Genomic DNA, 17405 nt, shown 5'->3' on the forward strand with positions numbered 1-17405 from the left:
GCGAACGTCCCAGAAGCCAGGAAAAGAACAACAGGCACAGAACATACTGCCCAGCAGACACAGCCAGTCGGACACCGGCCTGGGTCCCGGTGACCCCAGGGGCTGTCGGTTTTTTACTGGAGTACGACGGTGACGCCGCGTTCGCGGAGGATGTTCACGGTCTCCTCGAAGTAGGACTGGGTGCCGAGGTGGTGCAGGATGTGTCCGGCGAGGGCGTGGCGGGTGGTGTCGGCGTGGTGCCAGACGAGGGTGAACGGGGGGACGGCACGGGGTCCGCCGCTCAGGGAGTCGGCGATCGAGTCCAGGCATGTCCCGTAGTTGGTGCCGGGGCCGAGCAGGGCTTCGCCGAGTGCCAGGAGCAGGCCGTTGCTGTCGGTGGCGTGCTGTCCGTCCAGGTGGTACGTCCCGCCGGAGAGGCCCACCGGCCTGTTCGGGCCGGTGGTGGTGAGGCTCAGCCACTCGGAGCGGCCCGCGGTATCGAACTGTGCCCATTGGTTGGGCCGTGTGGGGACGCCGTCGTACCAGATCTCCCAGACGGGGCGGGCGGCCGGGGTGGGGCGGTCGTCGCCGGGGTCGGTGAGGGTGATGTCGATCAGGGTTCCTTCGAGGACGGACGGGCGTGCCTGGACGGTGTGCGGGTCGAGGCGGTAGCTGGTCATCGCTCGGCCGTGGCGGTCGAGGGGCAGGAGCGTGATCGGGGTGCCCTTCTGAGGGAGCGGGCGGCGCAGCAGGGCCAGGAGTGGTGCGGCGGGTTCGCAGCCGATCAGGTGCACGGGCTGGGTGGGGCGCTGCGGGTGCGGGGGGTGCAGGCCGTCGACGCGGTGGCAGCTGTCCGGTGGGCTGTTTCCGTGGAGCGAGGGGAACCACAGGTCGAACCTCGGGTTCGAGGGCAGGAGTTTCCTGCCCCGGTGGCCGTCCTGTCTTCCGACGCCGGTGCCTATGACGATGTCCACGCGCCGGGCGTCGTCTGGTGTGGGCCGCTGGGCCAGGACGATGGTGTCCTCCAGGTCCCAGAAGCGGGCCGGGCCGTCGGTTGTGGGGTTCACGGGCTCGATCGAGAGGAGTCCCTGTCCCAGTAGCCGTCGGGGTTCGGTGCTGTTCGTCACGGCTTGGGCCAGCAGGCTCTCGCGTGGGCAGCCGCGCAGCGTGAGGACTTCTCGTGGCAGTGGAGGCGTGTCCGTGAACAGGCCCTCGGTCTGTGCGCACCGCCCCCACAGCACGCCTTCCTCATCGCCCTCGGTGTCCTCCCCCGCCAGGAGGTACCGGACCGGGAAGTCGCGCTCCCACCTCGTGTGTTCCTCGGGCCGCACGCTTCTCCCCTTGCTGTTGGGTCGTCTTGGCGCGCCCACCCTAGGGCTCGCTGCCGCCGGAGCCCTCCGGATCCCGCGGGCGTGGCGTCCGTGTTTCCCGGGTGGCCGGTGCCTCGTGCCGGTGGCTTTGGAGATGTTCACCGGTGGTTGTGGCCGGTGCTGTCGCTTCGTGGCGAGGGCTGGGTGGGGCTGTGCGGGTGCGGGTGCGGGTGCGGGTCGGCGGGCGGGGGTCTTCAGGTGTTCGTGCTGTTCCCCCTTCCGGCCGCGGTCACGGGGGCGACGACGGCACGGGTGGGAGGGAGGGGTGGGTGGGTGGGGTGGGTGGTCTGCTGGTCGTGTTGTCTCGTCCGTTCCAGCCAGGGGCCGAACTCGCTCTCCAGGACGAGCCGTCCGAGTTTGCGGTACTCCGCGAGGACGGCTTGGACCAGTTGCCCGGTGTCCAGCGGGCGGCCGGACTCCGCTGCCTGGTAGGCGGCCGTGACCGCGCAGGCCCGGATCGAGCCGCCGGTCAGCTCGAACCGTTCCGCGCATGTGCGCAGGTCCAGGTCCGTGGTGCGCGGGATGTGCGGGCCCAGGCAGCGCTCCCACAGGGCCAGGCGCTGCGGGGCGTCGGGGACGGGGAAGTCGGCGACGACGTCGAGGCGGCGGGTGAATGCCTCGTCGAGGTTGGCCCGCAGGTTGGTGGTGAGTACGGCGATGCCGTCGAAGGACTCGACGCGCTGGAGCAGGTAGGCGGACTCGACGTTCGCGTGCCGGTCCTGGGCGTCCTTGACCTGCGAGCGTTTCCCGAACACGGCGTCCGCCTCGTCGAAGAGGAGTACCGCGTTGACCTCGGATGCCTCGACGAAGATCCGTTCCAGGTTCTTCTCGGTCTCGCCGACGTATTTGTCGACCACGGACGACAGGTCGACGACGTACAGTTCCATGCCCAGGTCCGCCGCGACGGCCTCGGCGGACATGGTCTTGCCGGTTCCGGATTCCCCGGCGAACAGTGCGACGATGCCCCGGCCCCGGCCGCCGCCCGGGCGCATCCGCCACTGTCCCAGGACCTGGTCGCGGTGGCGGGCGCGCAGAGCGAGGTCGGACAGCTGGCGGTGGGTCGCCGGGGGCAGCACGAGGTCGTCCCAGCCCACGGCGGGCTCGATACGCCGGGCGAGGCGGGCGAGCCCGGCACCGTTCTGCGCCCGGACGGCTGTCCGCAGATCGGCGGGCTCCACGGGGCGGCCTTCCAGGGCGGCCAGCCGGACGGCCACGCCGGCTGCCCGGCTGATCTGTCCGGAGTCCAGCCGGTAGGCCCGGGTGACGTCCGCGAGGCGGGTGTTTGTCTCTTCCGTCCCGGCGGCCAGCCCGGCGCCGGCGCCGGCACCGGTGGGTGGGGCAGGGGTATCGGTGGGTGGAGCAGCTGCACCGGTGGGTGGGGCAGCTGCACTGGCCGTAGTGAGCCCGGCAGCAGCACCGGTGGGCGTGGCAGCGGCACCGGCCAGCACAGTGGCGGCGCCGGCCGTAGTGAGCCCGATGGTGGCGCCGGCCCCGGCCAGCACGGTGGCAGCGCCTGCACCGGTGGCGCCGGTGAGCCCGGCAGTGGCCGTGGTGAGTGCGGTGCGCCACTGCCGGAGTGTGTCCGCCGGGTCCGGCGGCGGGACCGGGACCGTCACCGGGCTCGCGCCGGCCCACAACGGGTCCCAGTGCTTCCGCCCGTACACGAGCAGTGGCGGTCCGCCGTCCATGGCCGTACACAGTGCCCCGACGAGGGCGGCGCCCTTGGGCTGCTGGGGGTTCAGTGTCTCCAGCGGGCCCAGGACGAGCCCGGCGCCGTTCAGCCGTGCCTCGGTCGCCAGTATCCGTACGGTCCGCTCCGGTTCGGGGGCTGCCGCCAGTGCGGCCGCGTCCACCAGGAGCGGGCGCAGCCCGGACGCGGTGAGCGCGCCGGTGGCGACGCGGGCCGGGTCGCCGCCCCGGTCCAGCAGGTGGGTGAACCCGCTCCCGGTGCGGGCGGCGGCCGCGACCCGCCGGACCAGGGGGCAGCCGTCCGGTTCCGTGTCGGGGCGGGCCGCCCTGGCCAGGCCGTGCAGCCGGGCGTCCGGCTCGTCGTCGCCGAGCAGGTGCGCGGTGATCCGGTCCGGGACGCGCAGCAGCCGCGACAGCAACGGCCCTTCGGGCTCCAGTACCTCCACCAGGCCGCCCGCGACGAGCGGCGCGGACGGTGCGAACCGGAACCTGGCCGGGCCCGCGCCGGGCAGCCCGGACAGTTCGAGGGCCAGACCGATCGTGGCGCGGCGCCGGGTCAGGTCGTCGTTGAGATAGCCGTAGAGCCGCTCGAACCGTGCGTCGATGTCCGGTGCCATCGCGACGAGCAGGAGATCGACGTCCGGGCCGGCCAGCGCGAACCGCTCGGCCAGCCCCGCGATCCGCCCCCGCTCGGGTGGTGCGCCGGGACCGAGGTCCGGTACGGGCAGGAACGCGTCGCGTGTGTCCAGGACCCGTTCGACGGCGGCGGGCGTGAGGTACTGCCCGCGCAGCGGGTCGTCCGGTGCCGGATCGTTCTCGTGTCGCAGGGCTACGGCGTGCCGGACGCGCCGCTCGATATGACCGAGGCGTTCCCAGAGCTCGGTAACGGCCGTATCGGGCCGTTGTTGTGTGACGGTCACCGGGCGGCCCCGCGCCCGCGTCTGCGCCGGCCCGGTGGCAGCCGGCGTTCACGTTCGGCAGCGAAGCCCTCACCCGCCGGGTCCGTCGCGCCGTCCCCGTAACGCAGACGGCGGCCCGGCTCCGCCGCCTCGCCGTCGACGGCGGGAGACGTGCGGACGAGCAGCCCCTCCGTGACCGGGGGTCCGGCGGGCTCCACCTCACCCGACAGCGGCGCCCACACCCGTACATCGATCGCGGCCTTCAACTCACCACCGAGCGCGGACCACACATCGACCATGGACGGGCGGTCACCCGAACCCGCCGAAGCGGCCTCCAGCCCGACCGCGAGACCCAGCTCCGCAAGACTGCCCGTGAGCATACGGGCGGGCAGCACCCGCGTACGGATCAGACAACGCAACACCTCGGAGAGCAGGCGGTGTTCGTCCTGCGGACGGTTGGTCCACACCGTCACCAAATAAGTCAGCTCGAACCAGCGCGGGGGCGTGCGGCGGCCGGTGACCAGGCCCTCGGCGTCGTACTCCTCGGACGTGCCGCTGCTGCGGCGCGTCGCGTCCTCGCGGATGCCGTAGAGGAAGATGCTCACCGTGGGCGCGTTGCGGCGGGCGGACCAGTCCTTCGTCGGGGCGTCGAAGACGAGGTCGACACCGCTGTCCTCAAGGCCTGCGTCCACCAGCAGCAGCCGCAGTCCCTCGTCCACCTCATGGATCACCGCTGCCCCCTCCCGCCCGGCCCGACCCGATCACGGATCGTCGGCGCACCCGCCTCGCACGACGGCACCGGTTCGTGGGTCATCGGCGTCCCATCTCGTCCGGCGGAGCCAGGTTGCCCGTCACCACGAGGAAGTCCGTCTTCACCGGGGAGAAGCCGGGGCCGGAGGCGGTGATGGTGCGTGGTCCGGTCCGGTCCTTGACCAGGATCAGGAGCTGGGCGATGAAGGTGCCGTCGTGGCCGGGCCGGGTCGGGGCGGCGGCTGCGGTGATCCCGGGGTTCCAGGTGAGTTCCACGGGTGCGCCGGGTGGGAAGTCCTTGCCGCGTACGGAGGTGACGAAGCCGGGTTTGCCGATTTCGGGTACGGAGACGATCCGGGGCTGGAGGATGCGCAGCGGGGTGCGGGAGACGTTGTCGTTCCGGTTCGCGTCGGTGCCGGTGGTCGTCAGGGTGGCGGTGATACGGGTGGTGGCGGGGTGGTCGGGGGCGAGGACGATACGCAGGACCGTGGAGGCGCCCGGTGCGAGGTCGGGCAGGACACAGGCCTGGTTGGTGCAGCCTGCCGGGAGCGTGGACACGGGGATCCGGGCGGGGAGCCCGAGTTGTAGGCGCAGGCCGGTGGCCAGGGCGTTCTCGCCGTTGCGGACAGTGTAGGTGACCACGATCCGGCCGCCGACGTAGCCGGGGGCCGGCTGGGCGCGGACGACGACGCCGGGGCCGGCCTCGGGTGCGGGCGGCAGAGCCGGCGGCCGGCCGGCGGGGGGCTGGGCGGCGGGGGGTGGCAGCTTGGGCGGGGTGGGCGGGTGCGTCCCGGTCGGCGGGCCGGGCAGCTCGGGCGGGACACTGACCCGCAGGAAGGTGCGGGTCGCGTTGTCCGTGGGGTTGGGGTCCACGACCGCGCCGTTGACCGACCAGCCGATCTCCCAGGGACCGTTGACGACGCCCGTCAGCCGCACGGTGACCGGCACCGTGGCACCGGGCGCCAGCAGGCCCACGGCACAGACCGGCGAACCGGTGGTACAGGGGCCCGTGGGGGTGCTCATGCCGTCCAGGCGGACGCCCGGCGGGAGGTCGGCGATCAGGGTCGTGCCGGGGGAAGGGGCCGGGCCGTTGTTGGTGACGGTGACCGTGACGGACACCGTGGAGCCGGTCTCCACGGTCGGTGCGGTGGGCGGTGCGGTGACGGCCAGGTCCACCTTCTGCTGGAAGGCGGGCTCCTTCTGACGGCCGGGCAGTTGCGCGGTGAGCGGAGTCAGGGTCCCGGTAGCGAGGACCAGCTCGGACAGTTCCTCGGGAGAGTTCGGGGCCCGGCCCCGGCGGTGGCTGAGGACCAGCCGGGAAGCGTCCGGGGACCAGGCCACATCACGCGGCTGGTAGGGGCCGGTCGCCTCGACGTCCGGGATCTGCGCACCACAGGCGGCAGGGTCGTTACTGCGGCCGGTGGGCAGCACGACCCGGCAGTCCTCACCGTCCAGGGAAGTGACGACCACGCTGGCGCGCTGGTTGATCTGGTCCGCGCGGTCCTTGCGGTTGAACGCGACGGACCTGCCGTCCGGTGAGAACGCGGGGCTGTCGTCGATGACCTTGCACTCACCCGGGCACCCGCCCATACGGCTGAGGTCCTGCTGCTGTTCCAGCGCCTTCACCGGGGCGGTCCAGACGTGCTTGATACCGCCCAGACCCCGGATGACCTCGGCCCGGGTGAAAGCCAGCACGGTACCGTCCGGCGACCAGGCCGGCTGCGCGTCAACACCGGAGACCTCACCGGCCGGCGGCACGACCTCGCCGGTGATCCGCCCGGAAGCCACGTCCGCGACGAGGACCCGGCTCGACCAGACACCGTCCGCACCGGGCGTCGACCGGGTGAAAGCAATCCTCGTGCCGTCCGGGGAGAACGAGGGGTCGGTGTCACGGTCCCCCGCACCGCGCCCGTCCAGCTCCATCACCGCAGGGTGCGTCCCGTCCGTATCGGCGAGCCAGATCCGCTGGACCCGCCGCCCGTCGACCGTCTCGAACCGGGTCAGAGCGATACGACGCCCGTCGGGCGTGTAGGTCTGACGCTCCGTCCACGGGTCGTAGCCGTCGGCCGGGTGGAACAACGGATCCACGGCCGGGTCGTCACTGGTGTTCGTCAGAGCCCTCGGGTCCTCACGCAGCACGTCCAGGCGCAGATCGCGCGGGTCGGAACCGTCCTGCCGCATGTCCTGGAGCGTGACCAGGACCGGATCCTTCGTAGTCCTGCGGGTCACGACCGCGGTCCACGAGTCCCGGGAGCCGAGCACCGCCGGGGTCTCCACCTGACGGTCCTCGGTGAGCACCATGAGCGGCGCCGGATCACCGAGCGACACGATCCGGTAGACGTGGTCGTAGACGGAACACCCGCAGTCCGTGTTCGGGCTGAGGAAGAGCAGGCCCTCGCCGTCGGGCAGCCAGGCCGGTGACCGGGTGCCCCAGTCGTCACCGAGCCCGGTCAGTACGGGCCGGGCGGTCCCGGGCCCGTCGGTGACCCGCAGCCGGTGGCCGGTGTCCGTGTCGGAGGCCGGTTCGACGTGCACGGTGTAGGCGACGCGGGAGGCGTGCGCGGTGTCGCCCACCGGGTTCCACTCGGGCTCGTCCGCGTCGCCCTCCGCGCTGTTGCTCAGGCAGGTGACCGGGCCTCCGTCCACGTCACGTGCGTAGATCTGCGTGCCCCGTTCCGGGCCGCCGTCGCTCGCGTACGCGATCCGGGTGCCGTCCGGGGAGAGCGTCGGGGACGTCTCGTCGGCGGGGGTGTCCGTCAGCTGCTTCAACGTTTCGGGGTCCTCGACGTCCACCGACCACAGGTCCCGGTGGCCGCTGTTGCCCGGCGAGTCGAAGACCACGGTCCGTCCGTCGTCGGAGAGTTCGGGGTGCGCGGCGTCCATGCCCGTGGTCAGCCGCCGTACGGTGCCGTCCGCACTGCGCAGGTAGACCTGCGGGCGCGCCTCGTCCCGGAGGCTGGTGAACACCAGCGCCCCACCGCGCCCGTAGGCGTCCTGGTCGTAGTGGGCCGGGACACCGGCCCCGAACAGGTCCGCGGTCGCGGTCTCCGAGGTGACCCGGCCCAGGCTGCGGTGCCCGGTACCGGCGAAGGCGATCCGCCCGGTGTCGTCCGCCGCCCCCGGCGCGGCCGCGGCGGCCGGCTGGGCGCCGTGCGGGGCGGACACGGACCCCGCGACCAGCAAGGGCGTCAGCAGCACCACCGCACCGCACAGCCGGCGCAACCGGGCACCCCTCGCCGGGCCACCAGGACCGCCCACGGTCCACCTCACAGTCTGGATCTGGATCGATGGTTCTCCACATCGAGCATCGCGGGCAAGAGGGCGTGGGAACAGGGCCCGGAGTACCCCGGGGGCGGGCAACCACGGGTGCCCTTTGCGTGCGGCCGGTCATGTCGTGGGGTGGCGCTCCGCGAGGCGGTTTCGCTGGCTGACCCGGACTTCGTCCCGGACCCCTTCGAGCATGCGGCCGATGAACGTGAGGTCCGCCATGAGCTGGTCGTAGCCGGACTGGGCCTGGATGTCCCGGAACTCGACGCGCCGCGCGCCGGTGTCGGCGGCGGCCATGTGTTCCAGATTGACGGCCTGGTAGTGCAGCCGGTCCTCCGGGTCGGCGTCGACCTTCTCCCGGACGTTGTCCCCCGCCCGTGCGTGCAGGGGGAAATCGACCATCAGCCGCTGGAGCCTGCCGATCGCCCCCGGCAGGTCCACACCACCGTTCTCCGCGTCGCTCAGGACGGAATCGAGACAGCGGGTGACCTGGTCGAGATAGCTCGGGTCCTGCGTGGGCAGATCACCGGTCCACGGTGCCTGCGACACGTCCTTCTCCCGCGGCCCCTGGCCGAAGTGCTCGACCCAGGACACCCAGCCGGTCTCCCACTGCCGCATCGACTCGACGAAGAGCTCGACGCTGCCGCCGAACGTCGTCCCACTGTCCAGGGAGAGGTGACCGCCGCCGCCGGACGCGCTCTGTTCCACGCGCAGACCGCTCTGCTGGGCCAGATCGAAGATGTGCCTGCGGATGATGAACTCCACGTGCGACTGCTCCAGGTCCGCGACGGACGTCGGGGCGGTCAGCGTCTCCAGACACGAGTTGTCCATGCTGATCTTCCACCACCACTTCCCGCCCGACTCACTGACGTACGTGAACTTCGTGGCGAACTGCCCCTTGACCCTCTCGCCGTCGCCGCCGTCCCGGCTCACGGTGAACCCGGCGGGTGCCGGGGCAGCCATCACCCGGTCGGCCCACTCGTTGATCTTCCGCTCGGCGTACGTGATCGCCGCCTTGGCCCCGTTGTCCTTCGCGCCCTTCTTCTTGCGGTTCTCGACGTCCACGGCCAGGGCAGTCTTGCCCTCCGCCGTTCCGTCGAGCGTGCTGTCCGTGAACGTGAACTCGGTACCGGCCCTGCTCGTCGGCAGCGGAAGGCCCGAGTTCACCGTCTCGCCCACGACGGCCGAGGTCAGCTGCTCCTGCTCCATGATGTTCAGCTGCCGCAGGACGGCGGTCAGGGGCGTGTCCACCTCGTCTCCCGCCACCGCCGGGTTCTTCGACGCCTGCCACACGACCGGCCACGCGTCCTTGATGCCCATGTCCGCGGGCACCTTGCCCACATTCCTCTTCGTCAGCGCCGCGTAGGCCATCAGGATGTCCTTCGCCCTGGCCTGCACGTGCGTCAGGGCCTCGCGCCGCCAGGCGGCCGCGTCGTCACCCGCGACCGGCTCCATGAATCGCTGAACCGCCGCACCGCCCGAGCCCCCCGCACCCCCGTGCGCGCGGGACTCCTCCCCCGCGTACGGGTGGCCCGCCCGCCGCAGCAGGTGCAGGGCTGCCCCGTTGCCCAGGGTGCGCTGGATACCGAGGAGCCCGGCCCGCTCCACGGGGGCCGGGCCACGCGAAGACGCGGGCCGGGTCTCGACGGTCCGGTCGGCGCGCTGCTCACGCTGGGACAACGGTCTGCCTTTCCACGAACGGTCACCACCACGACACCCGTCCGGGACACACCCGGGCAAGAGACCCCGGGGCAGACCCCGGCACACCGGCCCCGGCCGCACGGCCGCGTCCGGGCACCGAGAAGGCAACGACCGCTGCCCTCCCGGTGCCCGGCCGTGCGTCACCGGTGCCCGGCCGTGCGTCAGATGAGCCCGTGCCGCATCGCGTACCCGACCGCATGGGCCCGGTTACGCAGGTTGAGCCGGGTCGCGACCTCGTGCAGCACGTTCTTGACGGTGCGTTCGGAGTACGAGGTCTTCTGCGCGATCTCCGCCGTGCCGTACCCCTCCGAGACCAGCCGGATCATCTCCGCCTCACGCGTCGTGAGGGTCGACAGCGAGAGGCCCCTCGGGTCCAGAACCGAACGGTGCAGGCTGCTGACGTGATCGATGAGCCTGCCGAGGAGATCACCGGGAAGGACCCCCTCACCCTTCGCGACGGCTGTGACGAGGTGGACCAGCCGGTCCTGGTCGGCCTCCCCGCGCCGCAGCACGGCGGCCACTCCGTACTCGATCAGGGTCTGGAGGGCACCCGCCTCGAAGTACCCGACGACGAGCCCGGTCCGGGTCGCGGTATTGCGCTGGAGACGGTGCAGGAGCTGGACGGCCGGCTCGTTCACCATGTCCACCACCACCAGGGAGACCTGGGCCCGGTCCGCCTCCTCCTCCGGGACCAGCTCGATCTCCGGGCGCCGGCGCAGCTGGTGCACCACCCCGGTCCTGAGGATCAGGTCCTCGGCATACACCGCCACCGAGACCCGGCCGGACCCCGGAGCAGGTATGCCGGACGCCGCAGCGGGCATGCCGGACGCCTGAACGGGTATGCCGGACGCCGGGGCGGGTATGCCGGACGCGGGCTGCTCGGGCGGGACGGGAGTACGCGGACCTGACATCCCCCTCGTCCCCACCGCCCCCGCCGCCCCCGTCGTCGTGTCTGTCGTGATCGTGGTCATGTGCTCGTCCTTCTGGGCCGCTTCCGCCGGATTCCGTCAATTGCCCCGTGCCGTACGCGTACGTCACACGTCCGCAAGGCGACCTGGCCCGCGGCACCAGCACCCGCACCGACAACCGGCCATGCCCGGCCCCGGAGAACCCCGGCCGGCCCACGCCACCGCCACGCCCCGGGGGCGGGTGTGCCCCCGGGGCACCCACAGTGCCCGCGCGTTGCCCTCGCGCCCCTGCTGCCGGAGGTGCGGCGCGGCCTAGCGTCGCAGGGTGACCACATCTGCCGAACTCGCAATGCCCACGGTGACGGTGACGCCCGGCACCGAAGCGACGACCACCCTGACCGTGCGCAACGACGGCGACATCGTCGAGGCGTACACCCTGGACGTGGTCGGCGACTGTGCGGCGTGGACGACGGTGGAACCGGCCCGGGTCTCCCTCTACCCCGGCACCTCCGAAGTCGTCACGGTCCGGTTCGCGCCGCCCCGGTCCCACGAGGTTCCGGCCGGTGAGAAGCCCCTGGGGATACGGGTGCTGCCCGCCGAGCACCCCGAGTCGGTGGCCGTTCCCGAGATGACGGTGGTGGTCGAGCCCTTCCGGGAGCTGCGGGCACGGCTGGAACCGGGGCGTCGCCGGGGCTGGCTGCGGGCCCGTTTCCGTACCGCCGTACAGAACCGTGGGAACGCTCCCATGGAAGCGCTGCTCACCGCCCGGCAGCCCGGTGAGGAGCTGCGCCTGGCGTTCACGCCGGAGCGCCGGACGCTGGAGCCGGGCGAGTCGGCGGAGGTGGCGCTGCGGGTCCGGGCCCGGAAGCTGATCTGGTTCGGCGCGCCGGCCACCTGGCCGTTCGAGGTCGAGGCCGTGGCCGGGGAGCCGGCGGCGGCCGGTACGCCGGCCGAGGACGCCCGGGACACCAAGGATGCCCGAGACGTCCGGGACGTCCGGCCGGAGCCTCTGCCGGGCGAGTTCGCCCAACTCCCGCTGCTGCCGAAGTGGTTGCTGATCCTGCTCGCGGCGGTGCTCGCGCTGCTGCTCGCCTGGTTCGCGCTGGTGCGCCCCGCCGTCCGCAGCACCGCCAAGGAGGCGGGTGCCAAGGCCGCCCAGGAGGAGAACCGGCAGCCCCGGCAGGGCGGCGCGGCGTCCGGCGGCACCGGCGGCGGCCAGGGGCAGCCCGAGGGGCAGGGGGCAACGGCCGGCGCCGACGGTTCCGGCGGCTCCACGGGCGGCTCCGGCTCGACCGGCGGCAGCGGCGGCAATGGTGGCGGTGGTGGCGGGAACGGCCGGCAGAGCTCGGAGACGATCGACGTCCAGACCGGCGCCGGGGGCGAGGAGACCGGCACCTATGTGGTCCCGGAAGGCAAGACTTTCGGTGTCACGGACATCGTCGTGGCCAATTTCCAGGGCGACGAAGGGCTGCTGACGATCTCTTTCGGCCAACGGAAGATCACCACCATTGCCCTGGAGACGTTCAGGAACCAGGACTATCACTGGGTCACCCCCATTCAGATACCGGAGAAGGCGGCGGTCACCGTTTCCGTGACCTGTTCCAAGCCTGGGACTCCGGCCACCGGCAAGCAGGCTTCCGGGTGTCACCAAGTACTCAATGTCAGTGGCGTGCTGAGCGATGTTTCGCGAGAGGAACGATAGCGCCGGACTCCTGGAGCTCTGTTCCGGTTGTGTGAACAGACGGGTTTCCCACCTGCGAGGATGCGCCATTGCGCGTTCATCCGGGTGTGTCCCTTCACACAGCCGGACACACCCGGAACGGCTGGACGCCCGCATTCGCGCAGCACGGGCGGAAGGCTGATTCGGGCGTTTCCCGGGTGATTCCCCGTCATTTCCCTGTGCGGAGAATGGACTGGACCACGGGGTCTCGCGCTCGGCGGAGCGGATCCGGTCTCATTCGGTTCCCGGGAACGACCGGGAAAATCCAGCCGATCTCGCCGACCGGCTCGATAATTTCTGGCTGAAACTAATCCCACGCGCCCGGTGTCCGGACGCACCGTCCCGGAAAGGCAGCCCCACTGCCCCCCGCCCGGGACTTTGAGGCCTACTGCCCGCGCGCGCCCCCTGGCAAGACTGGGCGGGCGAACGTCTGACCAGCCGAAGGAGCGAGCATGCCGTCGTACCTCACCCCAGGTGTATACGTGGAGGAGGTGCAGTCCGGAGCACGGCCCATCGAGGGCGTCGGCACCGCGGTCGCCGCCTTCGTCGGCTTCGCGGAGACCGGCCCCTTCCACCGGCCGACGCTGGTGACCAGCTGGGACCAGTACGTTTCGACGTTCGGCACCTTCACCCCGGACACGTATCTGACGCTCGCCGTCCACGGGTTCTTCAGCAACGGCGGCGGCGCCGCGTACATCGTCCGGATCGGCGGCCCCGCCGAGGACGCCCCGGGGGACGGCACGCCCGCGGCGGCCCCCTCCGTGGCCGTCGGCGGCTTCCTGGTCTCGGCCCGGCCGGGCGCCGGCGACGGGATCTCCATCGAGGTCGCCGACGCCGAGGGCGAGAACCCGCCGGAGGACCGCTTCCGCCTGCTGGTCCGTCAGGGCGGCAAGGTGGTGGAGACCTTCGACACCTCCGTACGCAAGAACGTCAAGGGCTACCTGGTCACCCAGGCCCGTCAGTCCAAGCTCATCGAGGTCACCGAGCAGCCCGGTACGGCGCAGTCCCGCCCCGAGAAGCAGAGCCTCACCCTCGCGCCCGCCGCCCCGGACACGAGCGCCACCGGCCGGAGCGGCCCCACCGAGTACGTGGGCGACGCCTCGGCCCGTACGGGCATCGCGGCCCTTGAGGCGATCGACGAGATCACCATGGTCGCCGTCCCCGACCTGATGAGCGCCCACCAGCGCGGCGACATCGACGACGAGGGGGTCAGGGCCGTCCAGCTCGCGCTCATCGCGCACTGCGAGCAGATGGGCGACCGGGTCGCCGTCCTGGACACCCCGCCCGGGATGAACGCCCAGCGCGTCCGCACCTGGCGCAACGACGAGGCCGGTTACGACTCGCGCTACGCGACCGTGTACTACCCCTGGCTGAAGGTCCTCGACCCGGCCACCGGCCGCCAGACCCTGATGCCGCCCAGCGGCCACGTCGCCGGGGTCTGGGCCCGCAGCGACGGCGAGCGCGGTGTGCACAAGGCCCCCGCCAACGAGGTCGTCCGGGGCGCGCTCGACCTGGAACTGCGCCTGAGCCGGGGCGAGCAGGACCTCCTCAACCCGATCGGCGTCAACTGCGTGCGCGCGTTCCCCGGCCGGGGCATCCGGATCTGGGGCGCCCGCACCCTCTCCTCCGACCCGGCCTGGCGCTACCTCAACGTCCGCCGGCTCTTCAACTACCTGGAGGAGTCCATCCTCCTGGGCACCCAGTGGGTCGTCTTCGAGCCGAACGACGACCGCCTCTGGTCGAGCATCCGGCGCAACGTCACCGCGTTCCTCTCCGAGGAATGGCGCCGGGGCGCGCTCTTCGGCCGTACGGCGGAGGAGGCGTTCTACGTCAAGTGCGACCGGGACAACAACCCGCAGGAGTCCATCGACCTGGGCCAGGTCGTCTGTGAGATCGGCGTCGCGCCGGTGAAGCCGGCGGAGTTCGTCGTCTTCCGGCTCTCGCAGTTCTCGGACAGCACGAGCCTCGTGGACGAGTGACGGCCGTCCCCCTACGCGGTGACCCAGCAGGCGACAACGAACGGAACAGGTGACACAGAGTCATGGCAGAGGGCGACGCTCTTTCCACTCACGTCTTCGGCGTGCAGCTCGGCGGCTATCTCGTGGAGTCGATCCAGGAGATCAGCGGTCTGACCGTCGAGGAGGAGGTGGTGGAGGTCCGGCAGGTGACCTCCACCGGCAAGCAGATCATCCGCAAGCAGCCCGGCGCCCGCCAGGCCGGCGAGGTGACGATCACGCGCGGGCTCGACAAGAGCAGCGAGTTCACCAAGTGGATCAAGGAGACGCTGAACAACGGCGCCGTCGACACCGCGCGGCAGAACCTCACCATCGAGATCAAGGACTCCAAGGGCGACACCGTCCGCCGCATCCAGCTGATGCAGGGCTGGGCCAGCCGCTGGGAGGGTCCCTCGCTGAAGGCCGGCGAGTCCAGCGCGGCGACCGAGACGGTCACCATCACCTTCGAGGAGATCGTCGTCGAATGAGGCGCAGGACCGTTTCCGGCGGCGGCCTCGACGAGGTCCTGGACAGTCTCGCCGCCGCCTCGCCCGCCCCGGCCGAGGCTCCGGCCGCCGCGCCGGCGCCGCCCCCGGCCGCCCGCAGACCGGACGAGTTCGACTTCGAGCTGCCGCGCGGTTACGTGGACGACGAGGGCCGGACGCACCGGACCGGGACGATGCGGCTCGCCACCGCCCGCGACGAGCTCCGCCCGCAGATCGACCTCCGGGTCAAGGAGAACCCCGCGTACCTGAGCGTGGTGCTCCTCAGCCAGGTCATCACCCGGCTCGGCACGATCACCGACGTGCACGTGGGGGTGGTCGAGCGGATGTACGCGACCGACGTGGCGTTCCTCCAGGACTTCTACCGCCGCATCAACAGCGAGGGGCACACCCACGCGGCGGTCACCTGCCCGCTGTGCCAGGGCTCGTTCGAGGTGGACCTGTCGGGTGAGCGCCTGGGGGAATCGTGACGTACGCGCCTTCCCGGCTGCGGGAGGAGATCGCGTACATCGCCTACCACTTCCACTGGCAGCGCGAGGAGATCCTCGACCTCACGCACGGTGAGCGGCAGGAATGGGTGAGGGAGATAGCGCGGATCAACACCCGCGTGAACGAGAACGGGTGAGGGCGTGGAGTTGAAGGGCTGGTTCCGGAGGCGTCCGGCGGCGGGCGTCCCCGACGCGGGCCGGGCTTCCGAGCCCGGTACCGGGGACGCCCCGGCACCGGGCCCCGCCTCCCCGCTTCCCGGCGCGGACTGGGACGGCGGCTGGCGCCGGGTCGCGCCCCAGGCGGTGACCGTCGCCCGGTCCTCGATCGGCGTCAGCGACGGTCTGCGTTTCCGGTCCGGCCTGGCGTCCTGGCAGAACGTGGCCTACAGCGACGGCGACCTCGGCCACGCCGTGCTCCCGTCCGCCCCGGTGGGGCGGATTCACGGCGTGACCCGGCCCCCGGGCACGCCGCGGGTGGCGCCCCCGGGGGCGCCGTTGGTACTGCGGGCGGTCGCACCCCCGCCACCGGACGGGGAGACGCCCGCGACGCCGGTGAGCGGCGGTACGGGTACGGAGCGGGGCCCGGCGTCCACCGGCCGCCCCGGTGCGGGTACGGCCCCGGGCCCGATGTCCGGCAGCCGCCCCCGTACGGCTACGGCCCCGGGACCGGCGTCCAGCGGCCGCCCCGGCACGGAGCCCCGGACCGGGCACAGGCGCGTCGTCCGTGCCGTGCCCGGGTCGGCGACCGGCGCCCCTGTCCCGGTCTCGCGTCAGCAGGAGAACCCCGCCCCGGTTCGCGCCCGGCGCACCGCGCCCCCGCTGGTCGTCGCCCGGCGCCCGGCGGCGGCCACCCCGCGCGACGTGGCCGCCGTCCCGTCGTCCGGGGTGCCCGCGCCCGTCGCGGCGGCGAAGGCGCCTCCGGTACGTGCGGGTCTGGGCGAGCCCCTGAGCGCGCTGCCGCCCGGCTCGGTCCCGTCCGCGCCGGAGTCGCCGGTGGTCCGGCGGCGGGTCGACGCGTCCGCCGAGCCTGCGGTACACCCTGGACCGGGCGGACCGCCCTCCGGCGCGGGGGCGGTGCTGCCGGTGGTCCAGCGGCGGGCGGACACGCCCTCGTCGGTCGTTCCCGTCGTACGTCCCCGGCTGGGCGAGGCCCCGGGTGAACTGCCGTCCGGGGCGGGCCTGTCGGCGCCGGGGGCGGAGGCAGCCCCGTCCGCTTTCTCCGTCCCGTCCGTTCCGTCCGCTTCCTCTGCCCCTTCCGCCCCTTCCGCTCCCGAGCTGCCGGTGGTGCAGCGGCAGGTGGACGCGTCCGCGTCCGTTGGGCCTGCGGTACGTCGTGGGCCGGGCGACGGGTCGAGGGCGGGAGTCCCTTCCTCGCCGGAGGCGAACGCCGGGGCACAGCGGCGGTCCGCCGCGCCTCCGGTACGTCCTGCCCTGGGTGAACCGCTGGGTGGACGGCACTCCGTGGGCAGCCCGGCACACCCGTCCGCCTCCGCCGGACCGACGGCCGGCCCCTCCGTACACCCCACCTCGGGCGGGGAGCCGTCCTCCACCACGCCACCGGGCGGGCCCGAACTGCCCGTCGTCCAGCGCCACGCGGACGCGCCCGCGTCCCCCGGTCCGGCGGCGGATTCCTCCGTACGCCCGACCTTGGGCGGGCAGCCGCCCGTAACGGTTCCCGCCGGGGAGGCGGGCGCCCCGGCCGGGCCCGCCCTGCCGGTGGTTCAGCGCGAGGCGGACGCGTCCGCCACCGCCGTGCCCGTGGTCCACCGCCCGGCGGACGCGCCCGCCGGGTCCTCCGTACACCCCACTCCGGGCGGGCAGCCGTCGATGGCGATACCGGAGAGGCCTGAACTGCCGGTCGTCCAGCGCCAGACGGACACGTCCGTCCCCGCCGTGCCCCCGGCATCCCCCGCACCGATGCCCGCCATGCGCCCCGCCCTGGGCAAGCCCCTTCGTGAAATGCCCGCAGGGGCGGCCCCGTTCGTCCCGCGCACCCGCGACGGGGCCGCCGACCCGGTGGCCCCCGCGCTGCCCGTGGTCCAACGGCAGATGCCCGACAGCTCCGCCACGCGCCCGGCACCGGAGCCCGATGCCACGATCCGTCCGGCAGCGGGCCCCGCGCACCCGGCCCCGGGCG

Annotated in this window: 11 protein-coding genes and 1 pseudogene; 5 read left to right on the forward strand and 7 right to left on the reverse strand. The window is 72.7% G+C overall.

Features of this window, described 5'->3' with window-relative positions:
* Positions 1-113: 113 nt before the first annotated feature.
* The 6 genes and pseudogenes from ACZ4FH_RS35625 to ACZ4FH_RS35650 form a co-directional block, all read right to left on the reverse strand.
* The gene (locus ACZ4FH_RS35625) at positions 114-1046 is read right to left on the reverse strand and encodes a barstar family protein (protein WP_467310112.1); all 933 of its coding nucleotides are present in this window, start codon (positions 1044-1046) and stop codon (positions 114-116) included.
* Positions 1047-1651: 605 nt separating this feature from the next.
* Positions 1652-3958: pseudogene (locus ACZ4FH_RS35630) on the reverse strand (ATP-binding protein); the annotation flags it as partial.
* Positions 3955-4668 (reverse strand): Pvc16 family protein, encoded by a 714-nt coding sequence (locus ACZ4FH_RS35635; protein ID WP_467310114.1) that lies wholly within the window; start codon positions 4666-4668, stop codon positions 3955-3957. The pseudogene ACZ4FH_RS35630 and the gene ACZ4FH_RS35635, both read right to left, overlap by 4 nt.
* A 79-nt stretch (positions 4669-4747) precedes the next feature.
* Positions 4748-7885 (reverse strand): hypothetical protein, encoded by a 3138-nt coding sequence (locus ACZ4FH_RS35640; RefSeq protein ID WP_467310201.1) that lies wholly within the window; start codon positions 7883-7885, stop codon positions 4748-4750.
* A gap of 189 nt (positions 7886-8074) precedes the next feature.
* Positions 8075-9634 carry a hypothetical protein gene (locus tag ACZ4FH_RS35645; protein WP_467310116.1) on the reverse strand — a complete coding sequence of 520 codons (1560 nt, stop codon included), beginning with the start codon at positions 9632-9634 and terminating at the stop codon, positions 8075-8077.
* Between the two features lie 182 nt (positions 9635-9816).
* Entirely contained in the window at positions 9817-10476 is a 660-nt protein-coding gene (locus ACZ4FH_RS35650; RefSeq protein WP_467310118.1) for a helix-turn-helix transcriptional regulator, read from the reverse strand.
* Positions 10477-10912: 436 nt separating this feature from the next.
* Between ACZ4FH_RS35650 and ACZ4FH_RS35655 the strand changes: the two genes are divergently transcribed.
* The 5 genes from ACZ4FH_RS35655 (at position 10913) to ACZ4FH_RS35675 (ending at position 15405) form a co-directional block, all read left to right on the forward strand.
* On the forward strand, positions 10913-12265 hold the full coding sequence (locus tag ACZ4FH_RS35655; RefSeq protein ID WP_467310202.1) for a COG1470 family protein: 1353 nt from the start codon (positions 10913-10915) through the stop codon (positions 12263-12265).
* A gap of 470 nt (positions 12266-12735) precedes the next feature.
* Positions 12736-14262, forward strand: a complete 1527-nt coding sequence (locus ACZ4FH_RS35660) for a phage tail sheath family protein (protein ID WP_467310120.1) — start codon at positions 12736-12738, stop codon at positions 14260-14262.
* 62 nt (positions 14263-14324) lie between these two features.
* On the forward strand, positions 14325-14765 hold the full coding sequence (locus ACZ4FH_RS35665) for a phage tail protein (RefSeq protein ID WP_018101393.1): 441 nt from the start codon (positions 14325-14327) through the stop codon (positions 14763-14765).
* Positions 14762-15250, forward strand: coding sequence for a hypothetical protein (locus ACZ4FH_RS35670; protein WP_467310123.1), 489 nt, complete (start codon positions 14762-14764; stop codon positions 15248-15250). The genes ACZ4FH_RS35665 and ACZ4FH_RS35670 overlap by 4 nt, the downstream gene beginning before the upstream one ends.
* The gene (locus ACZ4FH_RS35675; protein ID WP_383651168.1) at positions 15247-15405 is read left to right on the forward strand and encodes a DUF6760 family protein; all 159 of its coding nucleotides are present in this window, start codon (positions 15247-15249) and stop codon (positions 15403-15405) included. The genes ACZ4FH_RS35670 and ACZ4FH_RS35675 overlap by 4 nt, the downstream gene beginning before the upstream one ends.
* A 1584-nt stretch (positions 15406-16989) precedes the next feature.
* On the opposite strand, the gene ACZ4FH_RS35680 is transcribed toward ACZ4FH_RS35675, so the two are convergent.
* A complete protein-coding gene (locus ACZ4FH_RS35680) occupies positions 16990-17196 on the reverse strand; it encodes a hypothetical protein (RefSeq protein WP_467310126.1) in 207 nt (68 codons plus the stop codon).
* Between the last annotated feature and the right edge of the window lie 209 nt (positions 17197-17405).

The organism is Streptomyces sp. NPDC024555 (genome assembly GCF_055559335.1).

Excerpts from the sequence above, each read along its gene's own strand:
- ACZ4FH_RS35670 (WP_467310123.1), top strand. The coding sequence starts at position 14,762 with ATGAGGCGCAGGACCGTTTCCGGCGGCGGCCTCGACGAGGTCCTGGAC.
- ACZ4FH_RS35680 (WP_467310126.1), bottom strand. The coding sequence starts at position 17,196 with ATGGCGGGCATCGGTGCGGGGGATGCCGGGGGCACGGCGGGGACGGAC.
- ACZ4FH_RS35655 (WP_467310202.1), top strand. The coding sequence starts at position 10,913 with ATGCCCACGGTGACGGTGACGCCCGGCACCGAAGCGACGACCACCCTG.
- ACZ4FH_RS35665 (WP_018101393.1), top strand. The coding sequence starts at position 14,325 with ATGGCAGAGGGCGACGCTCTTTCCACTCACGTCTTCGGCGTGCAGCTC.
- ACZ4FH_RS35650 (WP_467310118.1), bottom strand. The coding sequence starts at position 10,476 with ATGCCCGCTGCGGCGTCCGGCATACCTGCTCCGGGGTCCGGCCGGGTC.
- ACZ4FH_RS35660 (WP_467310120.1), top strand. The coding sequence starts at position 12,736 with ATGCCGTCGTACCTCACCCCAGGTGTATACGTGGAGGAGGTGCAGTCC.